Genomic DNA, 23652 nt, shown 5'->3' with positions numbered 1-23652 from the left:
GGCTTGTGCTCCAACGCCGAACTTTTTGGCCGCACCGGCTGTTGCAGTTGCTTTCTTCCCCCATTGTACTAATGAAGCGTCGGGAGCATCTCCCGGGGAGCGAGTCATGGGAGCGGAGAGGGCAGGGGAGAACAGGGAGGCTCTTCTTGAGCTTTCCTCAGAGGAGTGGCTGCTGCGCAAGAGCGGCTTCCGCCGCAGCGAGAAGCAGATCCGGATCAACGAGACGCTCCTGACCATCGGCAACGGCTATCTCAACATCAGGGGGAGCCTCGAGGAGCTGCCGCCGGGCCACTCGGGCGGCATGTACATTTCCGGCCTCTACGACAAATCCGAGGCCGACGTCGAGGAGCTCGTCAAGTGTCCGATGTGGACCGACCTGTCGCTCTGGGTGGAGGGCGAGCCGTTCTGCCTTTCGACCGCCAGGCCGATTCAGCACGAGCAGATCCTCGACCTGCGCAAAGGGGTGCTCCACCGCCGCACCACCTTCCGCCACCCGTCCGGCAGGATCCTCACGCTCGAGACCCTCCGCATCGCCATGCTCCATAACCCGCACTACGGGTGCATGCTGGTGCGCATCACCCCGAGGAACTTTTCGGGTCCCTTGCGCGTCAACAGCGGCCTGAACGGCGCGGTCTGCAACCGCGGCTACTTCCAGGGCGAGCAGCTCAAGCATCTGCAGCTCGAGAAAATCGAGCGCGGGCGCAATTTCATGTACCTCGGAATGAAGACCCGGGAGCAGTCGGTGCGCATCGCCGAGGCGGCCTCCTGGCGGCTGGTCTCCCCCGCGGCAGGGCGCCTGAAATGGGAGCCGCGCATCTACGGCGAGAAGTTCACGAGCGAAATCACCCTCGACGTGGAGCGGGGGAGTTCCTACGTCTTCGAGAAACTCGCCGTCGTCACCACCGCCCGGGAGGTGCCGCCCGAGGCCATGATGAAGGATTCCATCTGCCGGCTCCGGGACTTCGTCAGGGCCGGCGTGGAGGGCGAGATCCGCTCGCACGTGGAGCTCTGGGAGGAGCGCTGGCATCAGGCCGACGTTCGGATCCGGGGCGATGAAGGGGCCCAGAAGGCGCTCCGCTATAACATCTACCAGCTTCTCATCAACGGTCCTCCCGAACCGGGCGGGATCGGCGCCAAGTTCCTCAGCAGCGAGGGGTACCTGGGCCACGTCTTCTGGGATACGGAGATCTTCATCCTGCCGTTTTACATCTACAACTTCCCGGAGATGGCCCGCAACATGCTGCTTTACCGGTTCAACACGCTGCCGGGGGCGAGGGAGAACGCCCGGCGGATGGGGTGCGAGGGCGCCAAGTATGCGTGGGAGTCGGCAACGACCGGCGTGGACGTGACGCCGCGCTTCGCCTCCAAGCTGGAACGCACCATCCGCTTCATCTATACCGGCACGGAGGAGGATCACATCGTCTCCGACGTCATCTACGGCGTGGAGCGGTACTTCCGGGTCACGGGCGACGAAGGGTTCCTCGCCGACTGCGGTCTCGAGATGATCTTCCTCACCGCCCGGTTCTGGGCCTCGAGGATCGTCGACAGCGGGGATCGCTGCGAGATACGCCGAGTCATCGGGCCCGACGAGTTCCATGAGCATGTCGACAACAACGCCTATACCAACATGCTCGTCAAGTGGCACCTGAAGCTCGCGGCCATGCTGTTCAAGCATGTCGGCAAATCACGTCCGGACCTGCTCGCAACGCTCTCTGAACGGCTCTCGCTCGACAGGGCGGAGGTGGCCTCCTGGCTGCGCATGAGCCGCAAGCTGGGCTTCAGGCGCAACCCGGAAACCGGCGTGATCGAGCAGTTCGACGGCTATTTCGGCCTGAAGGAGTACGTGATCGGGCGCTTCGACCGCCAGGGCCATCCCGTCCTTCCGCGCGGGGTGACCTACCGCAACATCCAGTCGACGCAGCTCATCAAGCAGGCGGACGTCATCATGATGATCATGCTCTTTCCCCATGCCTTCAGCCGCCATGAGATCGAGGCCAATTACGATTTCTACGAAAAGCGCACGGCCCACAAGTCCTCGCTCAGCCACTGCATCCACGCCATGATCGGAATCGCGGCCGGGCGGAGGCAGCGGGCCTACAGCTATTTCATGAAAACGGCTCTTTTCGACCTTGAGAACCTGCACAGGAACACCGATCTCGGCATCCACGCCGCCGCTGTCGGAGGAGCCTGGCAGACGGCCGTCTACGGATTCGGGGGGTTCTCGCTGAAGTCGGACCGGCTGGTCCTGAAGCCCTGGCTGCCGAAGAAATGGGAAAGCCTCTCCTTTTCGGTCCGCTGGCGGGATCGGCTGGTGGAGGTGGATGTCTACCACGACCGCGTGTCGGTCCTGGTCCACTCCGACGAGGACGTCGAAGTGCCGCTGAGCCTCTACTGCCGGACCTGCAGGATCACGACCAACGTCCGTGCCGAACTGCCCTATACGCCAACATGAAAAAGGAAGGAGACCGATGAAGACGACACCGCTCAGGATCGCCCAGATTGCCCCCCTCATCGAACGGGTGCCGCCGAGGAAGTACGGCGGCACGGAACGCGTGGTCTACCACCTGACCGAGGGCCTCGTCGAACGAGGGCACCGGGTGACCCTCTTCGCCTCCGGGGATTCGATGACGAGCGCCACGCTTGTCGCACCGGTGCGGGAGGGGCTGCGGCTCGGCCGCAAGGAGCACTCTCCGCTCCTGAGGACGATGATGATGCTCGAGGATGTCTACGGCAGGATGGCGGGCCAGTTCGACATCATCCACTCGCACCTCGAGTACGTGACCTTCCCCTACGCCGTCCATGCTCCCTCGCCGACCGTGCTCACCATGCACGGCCGGCTCGACATCGGCGACCATGCGGCCATCATGCGCCGGTACCGCCACCTGCCCTACGTCTCGATCAGCGACGACCAGCGCCGCCCCGTTCCAGACATCAACTGGGTCGGCACCGTCTACCACGGCTATCCGCCCTCCGCATTCGACTTCAACGAGCACCCGGACGACTACTTCCTCTACCTCGGGCGGTTTTCGCGCGAGAAGCGGCCCGACCAGGCCATCATGCTCGCCATCGCCTGCGGAGTCCGGCTCAAGGTCGCCGCAAAGATCGATCCTGTCGACCGCGACTATTTCGAAGAGCGGGTCCGCCCGCTCCTCGGCCACCCTCTTATCGAGTATCTCGGAGAGGTGGACGAGCGGCAAAAGCGGGAGCTCCTGAAAAACGCCCGCGCTCTGCTCAACACCATCGACTGGCCGGAGCCGTTCGGCCTCGTCATGATCGAGGCGCTGGCCTCCGGCACGCCGGTCATCGTCCGCGCCTGCGGTTCCTCTCCCGAAATCATCACGGAGGGCGAGACCGGCTTTCTCTGCCGGAACCGGATGGATTTCATCAGGGCCGTCCGCCACATCGGCACGATCTCGCGCCACCGCTGCCGCCGGGAGTTCATCGAGCGTTTCTCGGCCGACGCGATGGTCCGCTCGTACGAGTCGCTCTACGAGGATATCGTCCGTCGCGGCCGTTTCCAGTCGGCGCTCTTCAGCGAGCGGCCCCGGGAACCTTTGCGGCGGGTGCTCGGCCGGGGGGTGGCTGAACGCCGCTGAGTCCCGCCCGCTGCGACGGGGCGGGACTGCTTGGCATAAGACGGGATTTTTAGCGGCTGCGCATGGTGGATTTTTGCTTCGCAATGCACATATTACCCCATCCCTTTTGCCACCCAAGAGACGCCCTGAACCCATGGATTTCGTCCATCTGCACGCCCATACGCACTACTCCATGCAGAGCAGCCCGATTTTTCCGGGCGAGCTCTTCAGGGCGGCGGCCTCCCGCGGGATGAAGCGCATCGCCGTCACCGACTACTGCGCCATCTTCAACATGCCGGAGCTCTTCAGCGAGGCCTCCAGGGCCGAAGTCGAGCTGATCATCGGCAGCGAGCTGTTCCTGCTCGAGGGTGCTGAGCACCAGCAGAAGGGGGGGCAGGCCCCCTCTCTCATCCTGCTTGCCCAGAACGAGACCGGGTACAGGAACCTCTGCATCCTGCTCTCCAGGGCATCCCGTGACGGGTTCCAGAACGGCATGCCGCATGCCGATCCCAAACTGCTCGAAGAGTTCCACGACGGCCTCGTCTGCCTCTCTGCCTACAGCGCGGGCCGCATCGGCCGCGCCCTGCTTGCCGGGGCCACGGCGGAGGCCGAGACGCTGGCTGCGTATTACCGCGAGCTGTTCGGCAACCGCTTCTATCTCGAACTGCAGCGCCACAACACCCACTACGACGACGAACTCAACGAAGCGACGGTGGCGCTCGGCCGCAAACTCTCCATTCCGCTCGTCGCCACCAACAACGTCCACTACCTCGAGCGCCGCGACGCGGGATGCTACCGGGCGATGGTGGCCAATCGCACGAAGGAGAAGCTCTCCAGCCAGAACCTGCAGGCCCTTCCCGGGATGGAGTACTACCTGAAGAGTCCCGATGAGATGGCGATGCTCTTCGACGACAGCCATGGCGAGCTCTCCGCCACCCTCGAGATCGCCGAAAGCTGCACCTACGCCTTTTCCGAAAAGGATCCGATCCTGCCGCATTTTCCCGTTCCCGGGGAGTTCGCCGACGAGGCGGCCTACCTCCGCCACCTGACCTGGGAGGGTGCCAAAGAGAAGTACGGCCAGAACCCTTCCGACGGCATCACGAAGGAGGATGTGAAGGAGCGCATCGAGCTGGAGCTCGGCGTTATCGAAAAGATGGGGTTCAGCTCCTACTTCCTCATCGTCAGCGACCTCATCAAGGCGTCGCGCCAGATGGGCTACTCGGTCGGGCCGGGCCGCGGCTCGGCCGCCGGCAGCATCGTGGCCTACCTGACCGGCATCACCCGGATCGACCCGCTCAAGTACAAGCTGCTCTTCGAGCGCTTCCTCAACCCCGAGCGGCTCTCCATGCCCGATATCGACATCGATTTCACCCCGGTCGGCAAGCAGAAGGTGCTCGAGTACACGGTGGAGAAGTATGGGGCAGAGAGCGTGGCCAAGGTGGTCGCCATCGGCACCCTCGGCGCCAAGGCTGCCATCCGCGACGCGGCCCGCGTGCTCGAGGTTCCCCTCTCGGTCGCCGACCGGCTCGCCAAGATGGTTCCCCCCAGGCCCGGAACCACACTCGAGAAGGCCCTGCAGGAGGTCAAGGAGCTGCGCGAGTATGCCGACAGCACCCCGGAGATCCGCGAGCTCATGGAGTACGCCCGCGCGCTCGAGGGCCGGGCCCGCAACGTCTCGATGCATGCCGGCGCCGTCGTCATCACCGAAGGGCCGCTCGAGGAGCAGGTGCCGCTCTACGTCTCCAACAAGATCGAGACCGAAGAGCGTCAGTACGCTGACGAGATCGACCTCGACGAGGAGACGGCCGGCCTGAAGTCCAAGGGTCAGGACGGGGCGGGGGACAAGCAGATGGTCACCCAGTTCGACAAGAACTGGATCGAGACGGCCGGCCTGCTGAAAATCGACTACCTCGGCCTCGTCACCCTCGCCGTCATCGACGAAACCCTCCGGCTCATCAGGAAACGCCACGGCAGGGAGATCGAGCTCGAGACGGTGCCGATGGACGACCGCAGGACCTTCCGCATCTTCCAGGAGGGGAAGATGGCCGGCATCTTCCAGTTCGAGTCCTCCGGCATGCAGAGCTACATGACGCGGCTGCAGCCGACCCAGATCGGCGACATCATCGCAATGAGCGCCCTCTACCGGCCGGGGGCGCTGAACGCGCGCATCGACGAGAAGCGCAATGCCGTCGACCTCTTCGTCGACCGCAAGCACGGCCGCGAGACGATCGACTACATGCACCCGATGCTCGAGACCATCCTGAAGGAGACCTACGGGGTCATCGTCTACCAGGAGCAGGTGATGCAGATCTCGCAGGTGATGGGCGGGTTCTCGATGGCCAAGGCAGACAACCTGCGCAAGGCGATGGGCAAGAAGAAGCCCGAGATCATGGAGAAGTTCAAGGCGGACTTCGTCCAGGGCGCCGTGGCCCAGGGGGTGCACGAGAGCCTCGGCACGCGGGTCTTCGAGCTCATGGCCGAGTTCGCCGGCTACGGCTTCAACAAGAGCCACTCGGCAGCCTACGGGGTGCTGGCCTACTGGACGGGATGGCTGAAGGCGCACTACACGATCGAATTCATGACCGCCATCCTCAACAGCGAGATCGGCGACACCGAACGCATGAAGCATCTCACCGACGAGGCCAAGAGCTTCGGCATCTCGATCCTTCCTCCCTCCATCAACCGGAGCGACGCGCTCTTCTCGGTCGACGACTCGACGGGCGTGCCGGGCATCCGGGTGGGGCTCAGCGCCATCAAGCAGGTCGGCGGCGCGGCCCGTGCCATCATCACGGCCCGGCTCCGGCGCAAGCGAGACTTCCTGAACCTCTTCGACCTCACTGCATCCGTCGACCAGCGGGTGATGAACCGCAAGGCGCTCGAGTGCCTGATCCTCTCCGGCGCCTTCGACGAGATCGACTCCCACCGGGCCCGGCTCCTGGCCAACATCGACAAGGCCATCAAGTTCGGCCAGATCGAGAACCGCGCCGTCACCCTCGGCCAGTGCGGGTTCTTCAGCGTCGAAGAGGGGACGATGGACGAGGAGTCGCACTATCCGGACCTGGACGGCGCCGAACCGATGCCCGAGCCCGAAAAGCTCATGCACGAGAAGAAACTTGTGGGGTTCTATCTCAGCCGCCATCCGCTCTCTCCATGGAAGCGGGACTGGCAGGCCTTCAGCTCGCTCCAGCTCCACTCGCGCGACGTCACCCCTTCGCGCCAGTACCGGGTGATCGGCCTCGTGGTATCGACGAAGCCCTATCGCGACCGGAAGGGCAAGCAGATGCTCTTCGGCGTCATCGAGGATTTCACCGGCAAGGCGGACTTCACCGTCTTCGCCAGCGTCTATGAGCAGTATTCCCACCTGCTCAAGGCCGACGAGCCCGTCATGCTCGTCGCCGAAGCGGAGGTGAGCGGCGGGATGCTCAAGCTGCTCGTCCGCGAGGTCCTGGCGATCGAGAAGGTCCGCAAGAGCCTGGCCAAGAAGATCATCCTCAAGGTCGACGCCGACGAGGAAACGCAGCTCGAGCGGCTCAAAAAGGTGGGGGAGGTGTTCCGCAGCCATAAGGGCGACACTCCGGTCGATTTCGAAATCAGGGTTCAGGCGGGCCAGTCGATCGAAAACCTCAAGGTTTTCGCCCGCAGTTCACCCATCGATCCCGACGAGGAGGCCCTTCTGCAGCTCGAGGAAATTCTCGGGCCGGACAATGTCAGAATTGCGGGGTAGCGGTTTTTTTGTTACTTTCCTCCTTCGTCGAGATGTATTTATATGGCGTTTTAGTTTTATTTGAGAAACCCTTTTAATCGGATACTTACATGAGCGGAAAATATCTCGTGGCTACCGACCAGAACTTCAAGGCTGAAGTGCTCGAGTCGGACAAGGTTGCACTCGTTGACTTCTGGGCCGCATGGTGCGGACCCTGCATGATGCTCGGACCGGTCATCGAAGAGCTTGCGGGCGACTACGAAGGCAAGGCCGTCATCGCCAAGGTCAATGTCGATGAAAACCCCAACACGGCTGCCCAGTACGGCATCCGCAGCATCCCGACCATGCTGGTCTTCAAGAACGGCCAGGTCGTCGACCAGATGGTGGGCGCCATGCCGAAGAACATGATCGCCAAGAAGATCGACGAGCACATCGGCTGATCGATACCGATCGTACCGGACGTGTCCCGGCACCAGCTGCCGGGACGCTCCCTTTTCCTCCCTTACCCACCATTTCCTCGAACCTACATACCAGATTTAATGCGCCATGGAAGCAGACGTGCGTGACATCGTCATCATCGGTACCGGTCCGGCCGGATACACCGCAGCCATCTATACCGGTCGGGCGAACCTCAAGCCGCTCGTCATCGACGGCTACCAGCCCGGCGGCCAGCTGATGATCACCTCGGAAATCGAGAATTTTCCCGGGTTCCCCGAAGGGATCCAGGGTCCTGAGCTCATGCAGCGGATGCGCGACCAGGCCACGAAGTTCAATGCCGAGTTCGTCTACGGCAGCGTGACCGAGGCCGACCTTTCCCGCCGCCCGTTTTCGCTGACGATGGAGGACGGCAGCGAGATCCTCACCCGCTCCCTCATCATCGCCACCGGCGCCAACGCCAAGTGGCTCGGCATCGAGTCGGAGGACCGCTACCGCGGTCGCGGCGTCTCGGCCTGCGCGACCTGCGACGGCTTCTTCTTCCGTGACAGCACGGTCTTCGTCATCGGGGGAGGGGATACGGCGATGGAAGAGGCGCTCTACCTCACCAAATTCGCTTCCAGGGTGGTGCTCGTGCACCGTCGGGAGGAGTTCCGCGCTTCGAAGATCATGAGCCTTCGGGCAGGCAAGAATCCGAAGATCGACACCATCCTCAATGCGGTGGTCGACGAGATCCTCGGTGACGGCCAGAAGGTGACCGGCATCCGGCTGAAGGACGTCAGGACCGGCGAGCTCCTGGAGCATGCCTGCGACGGCGTCTTCATGGCCATCGGCCATGCGCCGAATGCGAAGATGTTCGACGGCCAGCTCGACATCGACGACTACGGCTACATCCAGACGAAGAAGTCGTCGACCGAAACGAGCGTCCAGGGCGTGTTCGCCTGCGGCGACGTGCAGGACTTCACCTACCGCCAAGCCGTTACCGCCGTCGGGACGGGCTGCATGGCGGCCGTCGATGCCGAGCGCTACCTGGAAACTATCCGCTGAAGGCTTCGAACCACTCGCCGAGCACCCGGTTGAACCCGTAGGCCAGCTCCGTCCGCTCCGTTTCGCCTCGTGTGAACCAGCGGAGAAGCTGGCCTTCGTGCAGCGTGGTGCGTTCAAGATCGAGCTCGAGGCGCATCTCGAAGACATGCTCCGTCCGGTCCCGGAACTCGTACCGCCTGAAGGGGCGGCATCCCTCCACGTCCGTTTCTATCTCCTCCATCATCTCGCGCACGATGCACCGGTAGGGGGTTTCCCCCGCCTCGACGTGCCCTCCCGGCAGGTCCCACATGCCGGGGTAGGGGATCTCCTTTTTGTCGTCGCGCAGGAACAGCAGCACCGAACCCCTGCCGTCATGGATGATGATGCTCGATCCCGTGTGCCGCGGGGCGGACTCGTTCATCGCTGCTACTCGCCGGCCTGTTCGATGGAGACGCTTTTGGAGAGGCCGTAGCGCTTCATCTTGCGGATGAGGGTGGAGCGGCTGATGCCGAGCAGTTCCGCCGTCCGGCTCTGGTTGCCGCCGCACTTCCGGTAGGTGTCGACGATGGCCTGCAGCTCGATCTCCCTGAGCATCGCCTGTCCGTCGCTCTGGGCGGCCGGTTTTTCGGGCTGTCCTGTCGCCGGGGTTTCTTTCGGCCCGGTCGTTAATGCGGACTGCTGCGCCGGCTGCAGCGCAAAGGAGGTGATGCGGCCGTTCTCGGCCGTCAGCACGGCGCGGCGGATGATGTTCTGCAGTTCGCGGATGTTGCCCGGCCAGCTGTGCGATTCGAGCATCCGGAGCGCTTCGTGATCGATCGAGGGGGGTTCGAGGCCGTTGGCCTTGCAGAACTCTGCGAGGAAGTGCTCCGCCAGCGGTATGATGTCTTCGGGGCGCTCCCGGAGCGGCGGGATGTAGAGCGGGTACTCCTCGAGCCGGTAATAAAGGTCGGCACGGAAGGTGTTTTCGGTGATGGCCCGGGAGAAGTCCCGGTGTGTCGCCGATATCAGCCGGAAGTCGACCGAGCGTTCCTTCTTCTCTCCGACGCGTCGGATCTTCTTTTCCTGGAGCGCCCGCAGCACCTTGGCCTGGATGTCGAGGCTCATGTCTCCGATTTCGTCGAGGAAGATGGTGCCCCCGTCGGCCTGTTCGAAGTAGCCGGCGTGGTCGCTGCTGGCGCCGGTGAAGGACCCCTTGCTGTGGCCGAAGAGCAGGCTCTCTGCCAGCTCGCTCGAGATCGCCGCGCAGTTGATGGTGACGAACGGTCCGTCCTTGCGCCGGCTGCCCTGGTGGATGGCGCGTGCGAAGAGCTCTTTTCCGGTACCGCTCTCGCCGTTGAGCAGCACGTTCATGTCGGTCTCCATCACCTGCATCGCCTGGTCGATCGAGCGCTTGAGTGCCGGGCTGTCGCCACGGATCTCGCCGAAGAGGTCTTTGGTGATGAGCTGCTTTTCCAGCACCGCCACCTTCGCCTTCAGACCCGATTCGGCCAGCGCGTTGCGCAGGATGATCTCCAGCCGGTCGTTCTCGACCGGCTTGGTCAGGTACTCGTAGGCCCCCATCTTCATGCACTGGACCGCCTGGCTCACGTCTTCGAGGGCGGTGATGATGATCACCGGCAGCGCGAGCTTCTCATCGCCGATCCAGCGGAGCACCTCCATGCCGTTTTTGCGGGGCATGTTCAGGTCGAGCAGGAGCACGTCCACCGTTTTTTCTTTGAGGGCGGTGATGCATTCCTCTCCGTTTTGTGCCGTCAGGGGGCGGTATCCGAGCTTTTTGAGCAGGTGCACCATGAGCGTCCTGATGACCGAGCTGTCGTCGGCTACGAGGACGGTTTTGGGTTGTTTCTCTGTCGCCATGGGATCGGTCGTGTGTTGGGGCGTGTGTTTTCGGTGTTTCTCGTGTGTTTCAATATACGCCGGCTTCCCGCCACCTGCAATCCCGGCCTGTTCTGGGACAGTTGTTCCGCAATGGCTCTCCATGTCGTTCCATTCGGGAGCGGACCTTCCTGCCTTTGGGGCAAAGTCTGTGGGAGGGCGCCGATGGTACGGTTCTTGCGGGAGTTCTTTTCATCCAGTGCATTCTAAACACCGTTCCCCGAAGGGAAGTTCATCATGACGAGTGATATCTCCAGAAAACTTACCGATGCGTGTACGGCGCTTGATGGTGCCGTCAGCGACCTGCTTTCGAAGAAGGAGAAAATAGCTCGCATGAGCGGCCCTGAACGCAGGGAGCTTTCCGAGCTGCTCGACGCCATCACCGAGGACCTTCTTGCGCTGCAGGAGCTGATCCGTGAGCTCCGCGCCGGTCTTTCGGCCTGAAAACCCTTCCTCCCCGCACTTTTTGCAGAGCCGTAACAGGAGCCGCTGTGCAGTGCTTGCCCTGTTTGGTTATATAGCGTTTAAAACGCCAGGACATGACCCCTCCCAAACCATACCGGATCGTCATAGAGTGGGACGGCAGCGAGGATTTCCGGTTCAGCTGCGACTATGCGCCCCAGCCGCCCTCCCGGCCTGCCGCCCAGAGCGGGCCCTCTCCGGGGTTTCCCGTCATGGCCGGCGCCATGGCCAACGTGCTCCGCAAGCTCCGGCGCGAGCATATCTCCTTTCCGATGTTCCTCGTGGCCCTCGCCTTCAACCACTCCCGCCTGCTCGAGGAGATCGACCGGCTGCTCTCGATGCTGCACCGCCACATCGAAGGCGAGGAGGGCGAGGGGCGGTTCAGCTGCTACGTCTCCAGGCGCACGATCCCCCCATCCTCGTCGAGCGGGGGGTAGGGGAGCCCCTTTTCCCTCAGCTGGTCGCTGAGGCGCGGGTAGGAGAGTTCGAAGAGCAGCCTCCGGTATCGCTCCTCCTCCAGCTGCCGCTCGAGGTACATTCCCTTCAGGGTGCGCTGGCGTTCGGCCTCGAAGAGGACGACGGCCGCCGCCACCGAGACGTTCAGCGATTCCACCATTCCGTGCGTCGGCACCATGATGAGGTGGTCGGCCTCCAGGAGGGCGGCCTTCGAGACTCCGTCCCATTCCGCGCCGAGGATGACGGCCGTGGGGCGCGTGAAGTCGAACCGTCGGAAGTCCACGGATCCGGGGGCGCCGGTTGCCGCGAGCAGCTGCATGCCCTTCGTGCGGAGCTCTCTGCAGACCTCCCGGATGTCGGTGTGGAGGTGCAGGTCGGTCCAGCGGCTCGAGCCGGCCGCGGCGTGCTGGCGGGTGTGGACCGACTTCTTTTTCGTGACGGCGTAGAGGTCGTGGATACCGACGGCGTCGCAGCTGCGGATGACGGCCGAGAGGTTGTGCGGCTTGTTGACGCTGTCCATCACCACCGTCAGGTCCGGCTGGCGGCGGAGGAGCATGCGCCGGATCTTTCTGAACCGTTCGGGATCGATCAAGGGGCTCGGTGTTTCTTGTGGTTCGACGTGATTTTTCCTCAAGTTAACAATAATCGGGGCAATTGCCGGCACCCGGTGTGCTACCTTGAGAGCGCTTCCACTTGCATCGGTTTCTTTTCAATCCCTCATCCCGTTCGACGATGGACTGGCTCTTCTGCGATTTCCACATCCATACCACCTGGAGCGACGGCGCGCTCTCCGTTGCGGAGGTCGTCGAGCTCTACGGCCGCACCGGCTTCGACGTCATCGCCATCACCGACCACGTGCTCGACAGCGGGAGCCTTGCTGCCGGGGAGCCGCACTGGAGCGTGCCGGAGGAGCGGTTCGGCGAGTACCTGCACGAGCTCTGGGAGGCCGCACGCTTGGCCTGGGAACGGTGGCACATGCTGCTCCTTCCCGGCATGGAGCTCACCAACAACACCTCACGCTACCACATCCTCGCCCTCGACGTGAAGGAGTTCATCAGCCCGGACCTGGAAGTCGAGCCGATGCTTTGCGAGATCCGGCGCCAGGGGGCCGTTTCGGTGGCCTGCCACCCCTTCGTGCGCAACCACTCGGGCGAGTCGCCCTCCGAGCACCTCTGGCAGCACCACGAACGCTACGCCTCGATGTTCGACGCCTGGGAGGTCGCCAACCGCGACGACCTTTTCAATGTTGTGGGGTTGAAAAAATTTAACTATATCGCTAACTCGGACTTCCATGAAGAGAAGCATCTTCGTTCATGGAAGACGCTGCTCAGATGCGACGGCAATGCCGAAGCGGTCAAGCAGGCGATCCGTACCAACGCCGCGGTTTCCCTCTTCCTGTACCGGGGAGGGCCGCTCAGGGGGGATGGTTTCCCCAGTCCAGGCATGCCATGACCGCCCCGGCGGCGGGCGATGCATCCCCGGGGCGACGCGGCACAGCAGTCACCATGAGCATCCATCAGAAGAAACACCCCCAGCTGGAGCGCCTGCTCCGAAACGCCCGCGAGGTGAGCCTCGAGGCCGACAGCCGAGTCCTCATCCTCAGCGATCTCCATATGGGCAACGGCGGACGGCGCGACGAGTTCCGCCGCAACAGCCAGCTCGTCTCCTCGATGCTCTCCGGCTACTACCTGCCGGAGCGCTACGGCCTCGTGCTCAACGGGGATATCGAGGAGCTCTTCAAGTTCCCGCTCGAGGAGATCACCGCCGAGTGGCGGGGGATGTACGATCTCTTCGAATCGTTCCGTCGCGAGGCGTTCCTCTGGAAGACCATCGGCAACCACGATGCCGAGCTTGCCCTGGCCCGCGGCTACCCGCTCGCCGATTCGCTCGTCGAGTCGGTCAAGTTCTCCTACGGGGACGAGACCGTCCTCGTCTTCCACGGCCACCAGGCCTCCGTCCTGCTCTGGGAGACCTATCCGATCGTCAGCCGGGCCGTCGTCTTCTTCCTCCGCTACATCGCAAAGCCGGTCGGCATCCGCAACTTCTCCATCGCCTACAACAGCCGGCGGCGTTTCGCCATCGAAAAGTCCATCTACGAGTTTTCCAACCAGGCCAAGGTGGTCTCCGTCATCGGCCATACCCACCGCCCGCTCTTCGAGTCGCTCTCGAAGGTCGACTACCTCAACTACCGCATCGAAGAGCTCTGCCGGGCGTACTCGTCGGCCGAGAACGGGGAGAAGGAAAGGATAGAGGGGAAGATCGCGGGGCTGAAAGGGGAGCTCGAGGCCTGCTACTCAGAGGGCAAGCGGATCGGTCTTCGCAGCGGGCTTTACAACAACATCACCATCCCGAGCGTCTTCAACTCGGGCTGCGCCATCGGCAAACGCGGCATCACCGCCCTCGAGATCGAGGGAAACCGCATCCGGCTCGTCTACTGGTACAACGGCAAGCAGAGCCGCCGGTTCATGAGCGACCGCGACAACAGCCCGCATGAACTGGGCTCGAGCGGCTTCTACCGGATCGTGCTCAACGAGGATTCGCTCGACTACGTCTTTTCACGCCTCCACCTCCTGGCCTGAGCTTCCGCTCTTTGCAGGGCGCCGAAATGGTCTTGCTCAGCCGCAGTTCTCGAGGTGGCGGAGCACCCCTGCCGGCTCCGCCGTGAGGGATTTCGCTCCCGATTCCACCAGCTCCGCCTCCGGGCGGAACCCCCAGAGCACTCCGAGCGGGTACATGCCGGCACGTGTGGCCGTCAGCATGTCGATGCCGGTATCGCCGACGTAGAGGATGTCTTCGGGTTTTTCCTTGAGCATCGCGGCGACTTTCAGCGCCCCTTCGGGAGCCGGTTTGTGGCCGATGGCGTCATGGTGGCCCATGACGACGTCGAACTTCCAGCCGGCGAGGAGCTCCCCGGCGCAGAGTTTGGTGAACCGGTCCGCCTTGTTCGAGAGGATCGCCTTCTTCAGCCCCAGCTTCTCTAGGCCGTCGAGCATCTCCGGGATGCCCGGATAGGGCTTGGAGCGTACGTTCCAGTTCCCGGCGTAATGCTCTGTCAGCTCCCCGAAGATCCGTTCGAGGGTTTCGCTCGTGCGCGCCTTTTCGGGCACGGCCCGGCGGACCAGCTCGCGCATGCCGCTGCCGACCAGGTAGCGGCACTGTTCGAGACTGTGGGTGGGGTAGCCGTTGGCTTCGAGTACGGTGTTGAGGGTAACCTGGATGTCCTCGAGCGTGTCGAGGAGGGTTCCGTCCATGTCGAAGATGACCGCTTTGCAGTGCATGTGGGGGAGGGTCTGTGGGCGGCCCCTCTTCAGGCCGCCGGTTTGGTCGCCGTAGCGAGGAAAATGGGGTAGGAGGCCTGGCGGCCCGCCCGGTTCTTCTTCTCGACCGTCATGGCGGTGCGGAACGCGGGGTTTTTGAGGCCTGCCGCTTCGAGCATGGTGGCGAGTGCCCTGCGCTCGAATCCGGGGTGGACCTTCTCTTCGGCGTCGTCGTGGAAATAGCCGTCCTCATGGTCGAGGTCCGCGATGGCAAGCGTTCCTCCGGGGGCTAGCAGTCCTGCGATCTCCTTGAGGAATGCGGCGGTGTCGTCGATATGGTGGAGCGTCATGCTCGCGTAGACGACGTTGAAATGTCCTTTCGGAAGGAGGTGCATCTCGCCGGGGTCGGTGAGGTCGAGGCAGCGCGATTCGATGTTCTTCGTTTCCGTCGCCATGATCTTGCCCTCCAGCACGCCGAGCATCCGGTGCGAGGTGTCGATCGCCGTCAGCTTCCTCACGAGCGGGGCCACCTGCATCGTGACGAGCCCCGTCCCGCAGCCGAACTCGAGGACTTCGTGCCACGCCTTGAAGTGGACGGTTTCTGAAAGCGCCCTGAAGACGGATTCGGCGATGCCGAGGCGACGGGGGTTTTCATCCCATCCCTCCGCCTGGCGGTTGAACTTATCCGAACTGTGCCATTGGTGTGTCATAGGTGGAAAAATAAGAATTCGACATTCTGCGCAAAGCCTAAAACCCCTTCGCCGCCATTATTTGTTTCTTCCCGCGCTGTTGTGGCCCCCTCGGCGCATGATTTGCAGAATCGTTGCATCCCCGTAACCGTCCGTCAACACTCATTGGCGTTCTTTCATTCGTACCCTTGCAACCTTTGCCGCCACCCCGCGGCAGCAACGAGCCTCGAGACGAATGAAGGACTATTTCCGGCCGCTTCCCCGGCTTTCGCCGATGCGGGCGCTCCTGCTCCGCCTCCTCATGCTTCCGAACTTCCTGCTCCTGAAGGCGGAAGGGCTCCAGAACCTGCCGCGCGACGGCAGGCCCTGCATCTTCGCCTTCAACCACAACAACTCCGCCGAGGCCCTGATGGTGCCGATCTTCTTCATCTACCACATGGGGGGGCACACCATCAGCTTCGTCATCGACTGGATGTACGGCCGCGTTCCGGTGCTCGGCCGGCTGATGGAGATGATCGATCCGGTCTACGTCTACAACAAGCGTTCCAGCCTCCGATGGATCGAGTCGTCGCGCCCGGTGAGGACGGCCGAGGACACCATCGAGCGCTGCTGCCGCAAGATCCGCTCCGGCCGGAGCATCGGGATCTTTCCGGAGGGGCGGCGCAACCGCGACGCCGGGACCCTGGCGAAGGGCAAGATCGGTATCGGCCACATCGCGCTCTCGACCGGCGCTCCGATCATACCCGTCGGCATCGATTTCCCGCTCCGCATGAAGAAGGGGCGCATCCCGGTGCTCGGCCGCACCATCGTGAGGGTGGGGGAGCCGATCGAGCTTTCACCTCAGTCGGAGGCCTACCTTGCTGCGACGAAGGCTGTGCCGCGATCGGCGCAACGACGCGGGGAGCTCGCAACAAACCTCACCCACGCCGTCATGCACCGCCTCGCGGCCCTCTCCGGCAAGCGCTACGGCGGCCCGGTTCCCGGCGAAGAGTTTTTAAGCAACCAGCAACCATTCGGGTCCGTTCCGACTCCGCCGCTTGCGGTCGGAGAGGCGGGTCTGTAACGAAACGGAGGATCTCCCCATGTCTACGCTTACCGTCAGGAAAGTCGAAAGCCAGGCCGATCGCCGGCTCGCGCTCGAGGTCGTCGAGCAGGTCTTCCGCAATGAAAAGAACTGGATCTCGGGCGTCGAGGGCCAGCTGCCGGAGGCCGACCTCAAAAGCGAGGGTGTCTCGTGGTTCCTCGCCGAGGTCGGCGGGCGTCCGGCCGGCATCATCCGCCTGCTCTACGATCCGCCGCTTGAGCTCCCGGCCGAGTACCAGGTGATGTTCGAGCCGGGCATCGACCCGGAGAAGCTCCGCACCGCGGGACGCTACGCCGAGATCGGCCGCTTCATGATACTCGGGGAGCATCGCCGCAACCCGCGCATCGCGCTCCGGCTCATGCGCGCGGCGACGACCGAGGTGGTCGAGCGCGACTACACGCACTTCATCACCGACGTCTTCGAAGGGGAGGCGAATTCGCCCTTCAACTTCCACACCCGCGTGCTCGGGTTCGAGGTGGTCGGCAAGCACCTGTTCGGCGACCTGAACTGCAGTTCGACGCGCATCATCCTGACGCTCGACATCCTGAAGCTGTACGGGCGCATCAAGAACAGCCGCAACCGCATCCACATGGAGCTCCTCGAGGGCATCAGGACGGTGATCGAGCGCAAGGAGGCGCGCCGGGCGGCCCTCCGCGCCGTGCTTGGCCGCCGGCCGCTCGCCGGGGGGTAGGAGGCGGTGCTTGATCCTTAGCGGGAGCTGCGCCGAAGGGTGGATTGACGGAAGGAGTTCGTGAAGCCGCAGAAAGGAGTATGCCATGCCGAGTCTCGAAGAGCTGAGAGCCGAAGTGAAAGGGGAGTTCTTCCTGAGGGAGGAGCTCTCCAAACACAACGTCAGGAAGGTCGACGCCATGGCCGACGTCATCATCAAGCCGGGATCCAGGAAGGACCTCGCCCGGCTTCTTTCACTGCTCGACAGGTCCGGCTACCCGCACGTGGTGATCAACCGGAAGGGCCGGGTGATCTTCCCCGACCGCCGCTTCCACGGGGCGGTGGTGGTGACCGACCTGAAGATTTGAGCCCCTTTTCTGTTCACACTCTCTTTACAAAGCCTTAACCGTTCCGTAACACTGGGTCTATAGATTTACACCGCATGAAAAAATTCGTGCAAGCGCATTAACACAACGCAAACCAACCAATACCATATCATGAAAAAGACAGCATTCTTAATCGGTCTGGCCGCCGTTCTCGGGTTCTCGAGCAACGCCCAGGCTATCGACTGGAACTGGAAGGGCGATATCCGCTATCGTTACCAGAGCCAGCTTCTTGATGATAACGTGGATAACAATTCCACTGACCACAGCCGTGATCGCCATCGTATCCGTGTTCGTCTCGGTGCCGACATGTGGATCAACGAAGAGCTCTCATCGGGCTTTGAGATCCGTACCGGTTCTGACGCGACTTCGGCAAACTCTACGTTTGGTGATACCGGAAACTTTGACGGTGATACGATCTCTCTGAGCGAAGGGTACATCAACTATCATCCGATGCTCCTCAACGGTGATGTGAATATCCTTCTCGGTAAGCGCTACAGCAAGGAGACCCTTACGGTTATGGACGACCTGATCTGGGATGGTGACGTCACTCTTGAAGGTATGACTCTGCAGTACGGCAAGGATGCCAAGGGTAAGGAGAAGGACGGTTTCTCTGCCAATCTCGGCTATTACGTTTACGACTACCTGAAGGCTTCCGATGCGACGGATGCCTATCTTTTCGCGGTTCAGGGTTCGTACAAGGGGACGGTTTCTGATCTCGCCTATCAGATCGGAGCTTCTTATTACGATTATTGCTCTATCGGTACGACCATACTTTTTGATGCAAAATACTCGGATGAAGGTGAAGTAATTTCTGGGGATACGCCGGATACGCCGGTTACGCCTTTTGCTAATTTGGATTTCAATATCGTCGAATTCTTCGGCAATATTGGCGGCAAGGTTTCGTCGCTTCCCTGGAAGGCTTATGGGCAGTACGCCTTCAACACGGCCAAGCATAGCGAGTACTCCGAAATCCAGGATGGCGACCGCAACGCTTACCTGGTTGGCCTGAAGCTTGGTAAGGCCAAGAACCCCGGCCAGCTTGAGGGTTACGCCGAGTACTACCACATCGAAGAGGATGCAGTGAACAACTTCATGACCGATAGCGACCGTGGCGAGCTCTTCGGTGTGCATACCAACATCCAGGGTTGGAAGACCGGTGTGAAGTACGCGCTGATCCAGAACATGACGCTTGGTCTGACCTACTTCAATGACGAGCTGATTAACGCTGGTACTGCCACCGCCAAGGCTGATGACCGCGGCCACCTCCTCCAGGCCGACGTCGTCGTGAAGTTCTAAACCATTTGTGTGTTGTTCTTTCGTGTGTGCTGTTCTTTCTTCGTCAGGTTGTGTGGTTGGCCTGCAAGGCTGCTCCTGCTTCTCCGGCAGGGCAGCCTTTTTTAAAAAAGCCATCCGCTCCTGCCTTTAGAGCGCACAAAAGCATTTCGTCTGTTCTCTCGTTCCGCTAACCAACTCTAAACAAATCACTCTATCATGAAACTCTTCAGCAAGATCCTCATGGGTGCGGCTGTATTCGGTATGATGGCTTCCGGCGAGGCTTCCGCCGCCCAGAAGATCGTCATGGACGGTTCGACCACCGTCGGCCCGATCGCCAAGTCCTTCGCTGCATACTTCACCAAGACCACCGGTACCGAAGTGACCGTCAGTGAGTCCGGCTCCGGCAACGGCGCCAAGAGCATCATCAACGGCACCTGCGACATCGCCAACATGTCGCGCGCAATGAAGGACAAGGAAGTCGCCGCCGCCAAGGCCAAGGGTGTCAACCCGGTCGAGCATGTCGTCGCCCTCGACGGTATCGCCGTCGTCGTCAACCCGAGCAACCGCGTCCAGAACCTCACGCTCGCCCAGATCCGCGACATCTACTCCGGCAAGGTGACCAACTGGAACCAGGTCGGCGGACCGAGCGCCGCGATCGTCAAGATCCAGCGTGAGTCCAACAGCGGTACCCAGGACACCTTCAAGCACCTCGTCATGGGCAAGGCCTACCCGATCTCCAAGCGTGCCGAGACCCAGGCCAGCAACGGCGCCGTCAAGAGCCGCGTTGCTTCGACCCCTGCCGCCATCGGCTTCGTCGGCCTCGGTTTCGTCGACGGTTCCGTGAAGGCCGTGAAGGTCAACGGTGTCACCCCGAGCGTCGAGACGGTCAAGGACGGTTCCTACCCGATCTCCCGTCCGCTCTTCATGTACACCAACGGCGAGCCGACCGGTGTCGTGAAGCAGTTCATCGACCTCAACCAGACCTCTGCCGGCATGCGCATGATCAGCGAACTCGGGTTCGTGAATAAGTAAGCTGCCACTTCGCGGTGGCGGCATGATACGCTGCCCTGATGACGCCCTCCCCGCATTCGTGCCGGGAGGGCTTTTTATTTGTGTTGGCGGGGGCGCCATCTTTTTCCTACCTTTCCCAGTACGGAATCCATTACAATACATTGAACCAGGTATGATGATGAAGAGGGTGCTCATGCTGCTGATTGCGGCGCTGCTGCTCGGCGGGGCGGACGTTTCCGCAGCAGGGACGGGTATCGTGATTGACGGTTCGACGACCGTCGGCCCGATAGCCAAGTCGTTTGCGGCGTACTATATGAAAAAGACCGGCGTTGCGGTGACCGTCAGCGAGTCGGGGAGCGGCAACGGAGCCAAGAGCCTCATCAACGGCGCCTGTGACATCGCTGCCATGTCGCGCGACATGAAGCCGCAGGAGATCGCCGCGGCCCGCAAGATGGGCGTCAATCCCGTGCAGCATGTGGCGGCCCTCGATGCCATCGCCATCATCGTCAATCCGGCCAACCCCGTGCGCGGGCTTACGAGGGCCCAGATAGCCGGCATCTATACCGGCCGCTACACCAACTGGCAGCAGGTCGGCGGTCCCAACGCCCGTATTGTCGTGATCCAGCGCGAATCGAACAGCGGCACGCAGGAGTCGTTCAAGACGCTCGTCACCGGCAAAGCCTCGCAGATCACCCGCCTCGCCGAAACACAGGCCAGCAACGGTGCTGTCAAGAACCGCGTTTCCACAACCCGGACCTCGATCGGATTCATCGGCATGGGCTTCGTCGACTCCTCCGTCAGGCCGATTCCCGTCGACGGCGTCGTTCCGACGGTCGAGAGCGTCAGGAGCGGGACCTATCCGCTCTGGCGGAAGCTCTATTTCTACACGAACGGAGTACCGGTGGGCCAGCTTAAAGAGTTCCTCTCGCTTTCCGCCACTCCCGACGGCATGCGCATCATCAGCGAACTGGGGTACATCAGCCGGTAAGCGCGCCCCCCTCGTCCCCCAGATCCATGCAGTCGCAGCCACTCGCATACAGCCGGAACAGGAATCCTTTCCGGCTGTGCTGTTTACGGCCGCTTTTCGGGTTGTTGCAAAGTTGTAACAAGCCTGCGTTTTTTTCTTTCGCCAAAGAGTATAGATTTGAGGCATTGAATCCAGTGGGCCCCCATGCGCCCCGTTACCGGAAATCAACCGCATCATCATGAGTGGAGAAGTGCAGAAAGAGAGCAGCCGTTCCCAGGCCTTCGTCGTCAGCGAGAGCCGGCGGAAAATGCAGAAGGTGGCGCGCACGGCCGGAGAGACCGTTCTGCTCCTCATCGCCTCGTTCGTCGCCATCGTCGTCCTCTTCATCTTCTACTTCGTCGCCGTCGACGCCGTTCCCTACTTCCAGCTGAGAGGGTTCACGGAGTTTTTCACCTCGACCAGCTGGTACCCGGCAGGGGAGCCCGGTGAGTTCGGCGCCCTGGCCATCATCTACGGCACCGGCATGGTCACCCTCGGCTCTGCCCTGCTCGCCGTGCCGATGGGGATCGCCGCCGCGGTATGCCTCAGCGACATTCTGCCCTTCTCGGTTCGCCAGTACGCCAAGCCGGTTATCGAGATGCTCGCCGCCATCCCTTCGGTTGCCTTCGGTTTCTTCGCCCTCGTCATCCTCGCTCCGCTCCTGCAGACGAGCGGCGGGCCGATGCTCATGTGGGTCTGGTGGATCCTTGCCGCCCCGTTCCTGCTTCTCTCGGTCATTGTCGGCTCCGACCTCCTCACCACGAAGATCGAGGATCCCCTCCGCCGCAAGCGCTACGCGACCATGCTGCAGGCGCTCTTCGGCCTCTTGGCCCTGCTCGTGCTCTACGTGGTCGGTTCGCGCCTGAACGCCATGGAGATCCTCACCGGCACCAACGCGCTGAACGTCTCCATCATCCTGAGCTTCATGGCGCTCCCCACCATCGTCAGCGTCGCCGAGGACTCCCTGCAGTCGGTCGGCCGCGAGCTGCGCGAAGGCAGCTACGCGCTCGGGGCCACCCGTGCCGAGACCCTCGTCAAGACCGTCATTCCCGCTGCCAGCAGCGGAATACTCGCCGCCGTCATCCTCGGCATCATGCGCTCGCTCGGCGAGACCATGGTGGTCTGGATGGCGTCGGGCAATTCCTCGCACATCCCCGAGCCCTGGTACAACTATCTCGAAGCGGTCCGCACGCTGACGGCCACCATCGCCGGCGATATGGGCGAGGCCGACCAGGTGACCGGTTCGGCGCGCTACCACGTGCTCTTCGCCATGGGCCTGCTGCTGCTCGTCATCAGCTTCATCAGCAACCTCGTCAGCGAGCGCATCGTCGTCCGCCAGCGCAAGATCCTCTCCGGACAGTAAAACGGCTCAATCCCCAACCAAACAGGCAGTCATGAATCTCGGAACAAGGAAAGTACTGGACCGTTCGTTCACCTCCCTGGGCATCGGCTCCATCGTCGTCATGGCCCTCGCGCTCCTGGTTGTCATCACCCCCATCGTCTACAACGGCCTCGGCGCCGTGTTTTTCCAGGGTACGATCGAGCATCGCAAACTCCTCCAGGACGAGTTCCATCGCGGCGACAAGGCTCAGCTGGAGCGCGAGATCGAGGAGTCGGGGCGCTACCGCATGGAGGCCTACCGGATGCTCGGCGAGTTCGAAGCGGAGCTCGAGGGGATGGATCCCGTGAAGGCACGCCAGTACCGCATGCAGCTCGGTCCCGTGAAGACCGCCCTGCAGGGTCTGCTCGGGCCGATTCCGGGAGAGGAGCCCGGCATCCTCACCCGGTTCCGCTACGGCCAGACCCGCTGGGAGAAGGCGGAGGAGAAGCTCCACGAGCTGCTCTACGAGTCCAAGTGGGACTATTCGGATCCCAACGTCATGGCCAAGGAGTACTTCGTGCGCCGCGCCGAGTCGTTCGAGGGCACCAGCCTTCTGCCGCTCTTCAGCTACGTCGAGCAGAACGCAGAAAAGATGCTCCTTCCGCGTTTCACCGCCTACTGGGGGTTCCTCTTCGACAAGTCCGTTGACGCCCACATCTTCGGCGGCATCTGGCCCGAGATCCAGGGTACCTTCTTCCTCGCCATCGGCGCCATGCTCTTCGCCTTCCCGCTCGGTGTGGTCGCGGCCATCTATTTCACCGAGTATGCCAAGGACAACCTCTTCACCAGCATGCTCCGCAGCGCCAACAGCACCCTGGCCGGCGTGCCGAGCATCGTCTTCGGTCTTTTCGGCCTCGCCTTCTTCATCAACACGCTGAAGGTGTCCGAGTCGAAGAGCGTGCTTGCCGGTGCGCTGACGCTCGCCATCATGATCCTGCCGACCATCATCAGGGCCGCCGAGGAGGCGATCCTTTCGGTTCCGAAGACCTACAAGGAGGCTTCGCTCGGGCTCGGCTCGACCAAGTGGAACACCATCGTGACGGTGATCCTTCCCGCGGCACTTCCCGGCATCATCACAGGCGGCGTGATCAGTCTCGGCCGCGCGGCCGGCGAGACCGCTCCCATCATCTTCACGGCGGCCGTCAGCGTAGGTTCGGCCATCGGCCTGGCCGATGTGCTCTCCTCGCCGACCCCGGCGCTCTCCTGGAACATCTACAACCTCGCCAGCGAGCACGAGATGGCCTCTGAAATCCGCCACGTGCAGTACGGCATGGTGCTCGCCCTCGTCAGTATCGTGCTGCTCCTGAACCTCTCGGCGGTGCTCCTCAGGGCGCGCATAACCAAGAAATTAAAAGGCTGATC

General features: G+C 62.4%; 22 protein-coding genes. 17 read left to right on the top strand and 5 right to left on the bottom strand.

The genetic code is table 11. The features are described from left to right. Nucleotides 1-106 precede the first annotated feature (106 nt). From E0L29_RS00765 to trxB, 5 genes are all read left to right on the top strand, one after another. Nucleotides 107-2452 (top strand): glycosyl hydrolase family 65 protein, encoded by a 2346-nt coding sequence (locus tag E0L29_RS00765; RefSeq protein WP_131353555.1) that lies wholly within the window; start codon nt 107-109, stop codon nt 2450-2452. Between the two features lie 16 nt (nt 2453-2468). Further along, entirely contained in the window at nt 2469-3596 is a 1128-nt protein-coding gene (locus E0L29_RS00760) for a glycosyltransferase family 4 protein (protein WP_131353553.1), read from the top strand. A gap of 133 nt (nt 3597-3729) precedes the next feature. Then, nucleotides 3730-7299, top strand: coding sequence for a DNA polymerase III subunit alpha (gene dnaE, locus E0L29_RS00755; protein ID WP_131353551.1), 3570 nt, complete (start codon nt 3730-3732; stop codon nt 7297-7299). Between the two features lie 89 nt (nt 7300-7388). Next, nucleotides 7389-7718, top strand: a complete 330-nt coding sequence (gene trxA, locus E0L29_RS00750) for a thioredoxin (RefSeq protein ID WP_131353549.1) — start codon at nt 7389-7391, stop codon at nt 7716-7718. Between the two features lie 106 nt (nt 7719-7824). Beyond that, entirely contained in the window at nt 7825-8760 is a 936-nt protein-coding gene (gene trxB, locus E0L29_RS00745) for a thioredoxin-disulfide reductase (protein WP_131353547.1), read from the top strand. Here trxB and E0L29_RS00740 read toward each other — a convergent pair. Together E0L29_RS00740 and E0L29_RS00735 are read right to left on the bottom strand one after the other, a co-directional pair. Continuing rightward, nucleotides 8750-9160: an NUDIX hydrolase gene (locus E0L29_RS00740; RefSeq protein WP_131353545.1), complete on the bottom strand. Its 411-nt coding sequence runs from the start codon at nt 9158-9160 to the stop codon at nt 8750-8752. The genes trxB and E0L29_RS00740 overlap by 11 nt on opposite strands. Nucleotides 9161-9165: 5 nt before the next feature. After that, on the bottom strand, nt 9166-10596 hold the full coding sequence (locus E0L29_RS00735) for a sigma-54 dependent transcriptional regulator (RefSeq protein ID WP_131353543.1): 1431 nt from the start codon (nt 10594-10596) through the stop codon (nt 9166-9168). A gap of 255 nt (nt 10597-10851) precedes the next feature. On the opposite strand from E0L29_RS00735, the gene E0L29_RS00730 reads away from it, so the two are divergent. Then, entirely contained in the window at nt 10852-11058 is a 207-nt protein-coding gene (locus E0L29_RS00730; RefSeq protein ID WP_131353541.1) for a hypothetical protein, read from the top strand. Between the two features lie 95 nt (nt 11059-11153). Then, nucleotides 11154-11513, top strand: a complete 360-nt coding sequence (locus E0L29_RS00725; protein ID WP_131353539.1) for a hypothetical protein — start codon at nt 11154-11156, stop codon at nt 11511-11513. Here the strand turns inward: E0L29_RS00725 and trmH are convergent. Beyond that, nucleotides 11465-12124 carry a tRNA (guanosine(18)-2'-O)-methyltransferase TrmH gene (trmH, locus tag E0L29_RS00720; protein WP_131353537.1) on the bottom strand — a complete coding sequence of 220 codons (660 nt, stop codon included), beginning with the start codon at nt 12122-12124 and terminating at the stop codon, nt 11465-11467. The genes E0L29_RS00725 and trmH overlap by 49 nt on opposite strands. A 140-nt stretch (nt 12125-12264) precedes the next feature. On the opposite strand from trmH, the gene E0L29_RS00715 reads away from it, so the two are divergent. Together E0L29_RS00715 and E0L29_RS00710 are read left to right on the top strand one after the other, a co-directional pair. Continuing rightward, nucleotides 12265-12984, top strand: a complete 720-nt coding sequence (locus tag E0L29_RS00715; RefSeq protein WP_131353535.1) for a phosphotransferase — start codon at nt 12265-12267, stop codon at nt 12982-12984. Between the two features lie 53 nt (nt 12985-13037). Next, entirely contained in the window at nt 13038-14111 is a 1074-nt protein-coding gene (locus E0L29_RS00710) for a metallophosphoesterase family protein (protein ID WP_131353533.1), read from the top strand. A 36-nt stretch (nt 14112-14147) separates the two neighbouring features. Here the strand turns inward: E0L29_RS00710 and E0L29_RS00705 are convergent, their stop codons facing one another. Further along, nucleotides 14148-14810, bottom strand: a complete 663-nt coding sequence (locus E0L29_RS00705) for an HAD family hydrolase (protein ID WP_131353531.1) — start codon at nt 14808-14810, stop codon at nt 14148-14150. 29 nt (nt 14811-14839) lie between these two features. Beyond that, nucleotides 14840-15499: a class I SAM-dependent methyltransferase gene (locus tag E0L29_RS00700; RefSeq protein ID WP_131353528.1), complete on the bottom strand. Its 660-nt coding sequence runs from the start codon at nt 15497-15499 to the stop codon at nt 14840-14842. Between the two features lie 214 nt (nt 15500-15713). On the opposite strand from E0L29_RS00700, the gene E0L29_RS00695 reads away from it, so the two are divergent. From E0L29_RS00695 to pstA, 8 genes are all read left to right on the top strand, one after another. Beyond that, nucleotides 15714-16541 (top strand): lysophospholipid acyltransferase family protein, encoded by an 828-nt coding sequence (locus E0L29_RS00695; protein WP_131353526.1) that lies wholly within the window; start codon nt 15714-15716, stop codon nt 16539-16541. 19 nt (nt 16542-16560) lie between these two features. Then, a complete protein-coding gene (locus E0L29_RS00690; RefSeq protein ID WP_131353524.1) occupies nt 16561-17253 on the top strand; it encodes a GNAT family N-acetyltransferase in 693 nt (230 codons plus the stop codon). 85 nt (nt 17254-17338) lie between these two features. Then, complete coding sequence (locus E0L29_RS00685) at nt 17339-17599, top strand: hypothetical protein (protein WP_131353522.1); 261 nt, start codon at nt 17339-17341, stop codon at nt 17597-17599. A gap of 129 nt (nt 17600-17728) precedes the next feature. Continuing rightward, nucleotides 17729-18913 carry a putative porin gene (locus E0L29_RS00680; protein ID WP_131353520.1) on the top strand — a complete coding sequence of 395 codons (1185 nt, stop codon included), beginning with the start codon at nt 17729-17731 and terminating at the stop codon, nt 18911-18913. A 195-nt stretch (nt 18914-19108) separates the two neighbouring features. Further along, the gene (locus tag E0L29_RS00675) at nt 19109-19924 is read left to right on the top strand and encodes a phosphate ABC transporter substrate-binding protein (protein ID WP_131353518.1); all 816 of its coding nucleotides are present in this window, start codon (nt 19109-19111) and stop codon (nt 19922-19924) included. Nucleotides 19925-20081: 157 nt separating this feature from the next. After that, the gene (locus tag E0L29_RS00670; protein WP_131354652.1) at nt 20082-20891 is read left to right on the top strand and encodes a phosphate ABC transporter substrate-binding protein; all 810 of its coding nucleotides are present in this window, start codon (nt 20082-20084) and stop codon (nt 20889-20891) included. 217 nt (nt 20892-21108) lie between these two features. Then, nucleotides 21109-22272 carry a PstC family ABC transporter permease gene (locus E0L29_RS00665; protein ID WP_131353516.1) on the top strand — a complete coding sequence of 388 codons (1164 nt, stop codon included), beginning with the start codon at nt 21109-21111 and terminating at the stop codon, nt 22270-22272. Nucleotides 22273-22303: 31 nt separating this feature from the next. Next, nucleotides 22304-23650 (top strand): phosphate ABC transporter permease PstA, encoded by a 1347-nt coding sequence (gene pstA / locus E0L29_RS00660; protein ID WP_131353514.1) that lies wholly within the window; start codon nt 22304-22306, stop codon nt 23648-23650. Nucleotides 23651-23652: the final 2 nt, after the last annotated feature.

Source organism: Chlorobium sp. N1 (assembly GCF_004332115.1).
In the GTDB taxonomy this organism is placed as follows: domain Bacteria; phylum Bacteroidota; class Chlorobiia; order Chlorobiales; family Chlorobiaceae; genus Chlorobium.
Note: the sequence above shows the minus strand (reverse complement) of the source record. Positions and strands in the feature narration are given on the sequence as shown.

Coding starts and splice junctions, on each gene's coding strand:
- E0L29_RS00700 (WP_131353528.1), bottom strand. CDS start 15,499: ATGACACACCAATGGCACAGTTCGGATAAGTTCAACCGCCAGGCGGAG.
- E0L29_RS00665 (WP_131353516.1), top strand. CDS start 21,109: ATGAGTGGAGAAGTGCAGAAAGAGAGCAGCCGTTCCCAGGCCTTCGTC.
- E0L29_RS00680 (WP_131353520.1), top strand. CDS start 17,729: ATGAAAAAGACAGCATTCTTAATCGGTCTGGCCGCCGTTCTCGGGTTC.
- E0L29_RS00730 (WP_131353541.1), top strand. CDS start 10,852: ATGACGAGTGATATCTCCAGAAAACTTACCGATGCGTGTACGGCGCTT.
- trxA (WP_131353549.1), top strand. CDS start 7,389: ATGAGCGGAAAATATCTCGTGGCTACCGACCAGAACTTCAAGGCTGAA.
- dnaE (WP_131353551.1), top strand. CDS start 3,730: ATGGATTTCGTCCATCTGCACGCCCATACGCACTACTCCATGCAGAGC.
- E0L29_RS00695 (WP_131353526.1), top strand. CDS start 15,714: ATGAAGGACTATTTCCGGCCGCTTCCCCGGCTTTCGCCGATGCGGGCG.
- E0L29_RS00685 (WP_131353522.1), top strand. CDS start 17,339: ATGCCGAGTCTCGAAGAGCTGAGAGCCGAAGTGAAAGGGGAGTTCTTC.
- E0L29_RS00725 (WP_131353539.1), top strand. CDS start 11,154: ATGACCCCTCCCAAACCATACCGGATCGTCATAGAGTGGGACGGCAGC.
- E0L29_RS00675 (WP_131353518.1), top strand. CDS start 19,109: ATGAAACTCTTCAGCAAGATCCTCATGGGTGCGGCTGTATTCGGTATG.
- E0L29_RS00705 (WP_131353531.1), bottom strand. CDS start 14,810: ATGCACTGCAAAGCGGTCATCTTCGACATGGACGGAACCCTCCTCGAC.
- E0L29_RS00710 (WP_131353533.1), top strand. CDS start 13,038: ATGAGCATCCATCAGAAGAAACACCCCCAGCTGGAGCGCCTGCTCCGA.
- E0L29_RS00760 (WP_131353553.1), top strand. CDS start 2,469: ATGAAGACGACACCGCTCAGGATCGCCCAGATTGCCCCCCTCATCGAA.
- E0L29_RS00740 (WP_131353545.1), bottom strand. CDS start 9,160: ATGAACGAGTCCGCCCCGCGGCACACGGGATCGAGCATCATCATCCAT.
- E0L29_RS00735 (WP_131353543.1), bottom strand. CDS start 10,596: ATGGCGACAGAGAAACAACCCAAAACCGTCCTCGTAGCCGACGACAGC.
- E0L29_RS00765 (WP_131353555.1), top strand. CDS start 107: ATGGGAGCGGAGAGGGCAGGGGAGAACAGGGAGGCTCTTCTTGAGCTT.
- pstA (WP_131353514.1), top strand. CDS start 22,304: ATGAATCTCGGAACAAGGAAAGTACTGGACCGTTCGTTCACCTCCCTG.
- E0L29_RS00690 (WP_131353524.1), top strand. CDS start 16,561: ATGTCTACGCTTACCGTCAGGAAAGTCGAAAGCCAGGCCGATCGCCGG.
- E0L29_RS00715 (WP_131353535.1), top strand. CDS start 12,265: ATGGACTGGCTCTTCTGCGATTTCCACATCCATACCACCTGGAGCGAC.
- trxB (WP_131353547.1), top strand. CDS start 7,825: ATGGAAGCAGACGTGCGTGACATCGTCATCATCGGTACCGGTCCGGCC.
- E0L29_RS00670 (WP_131354652.1), top strand. CDS start 20,082: ATGAAGAGGGTGCTCATGCTGCTGATTGCGGCGCTGCTGCTCGGCGGG.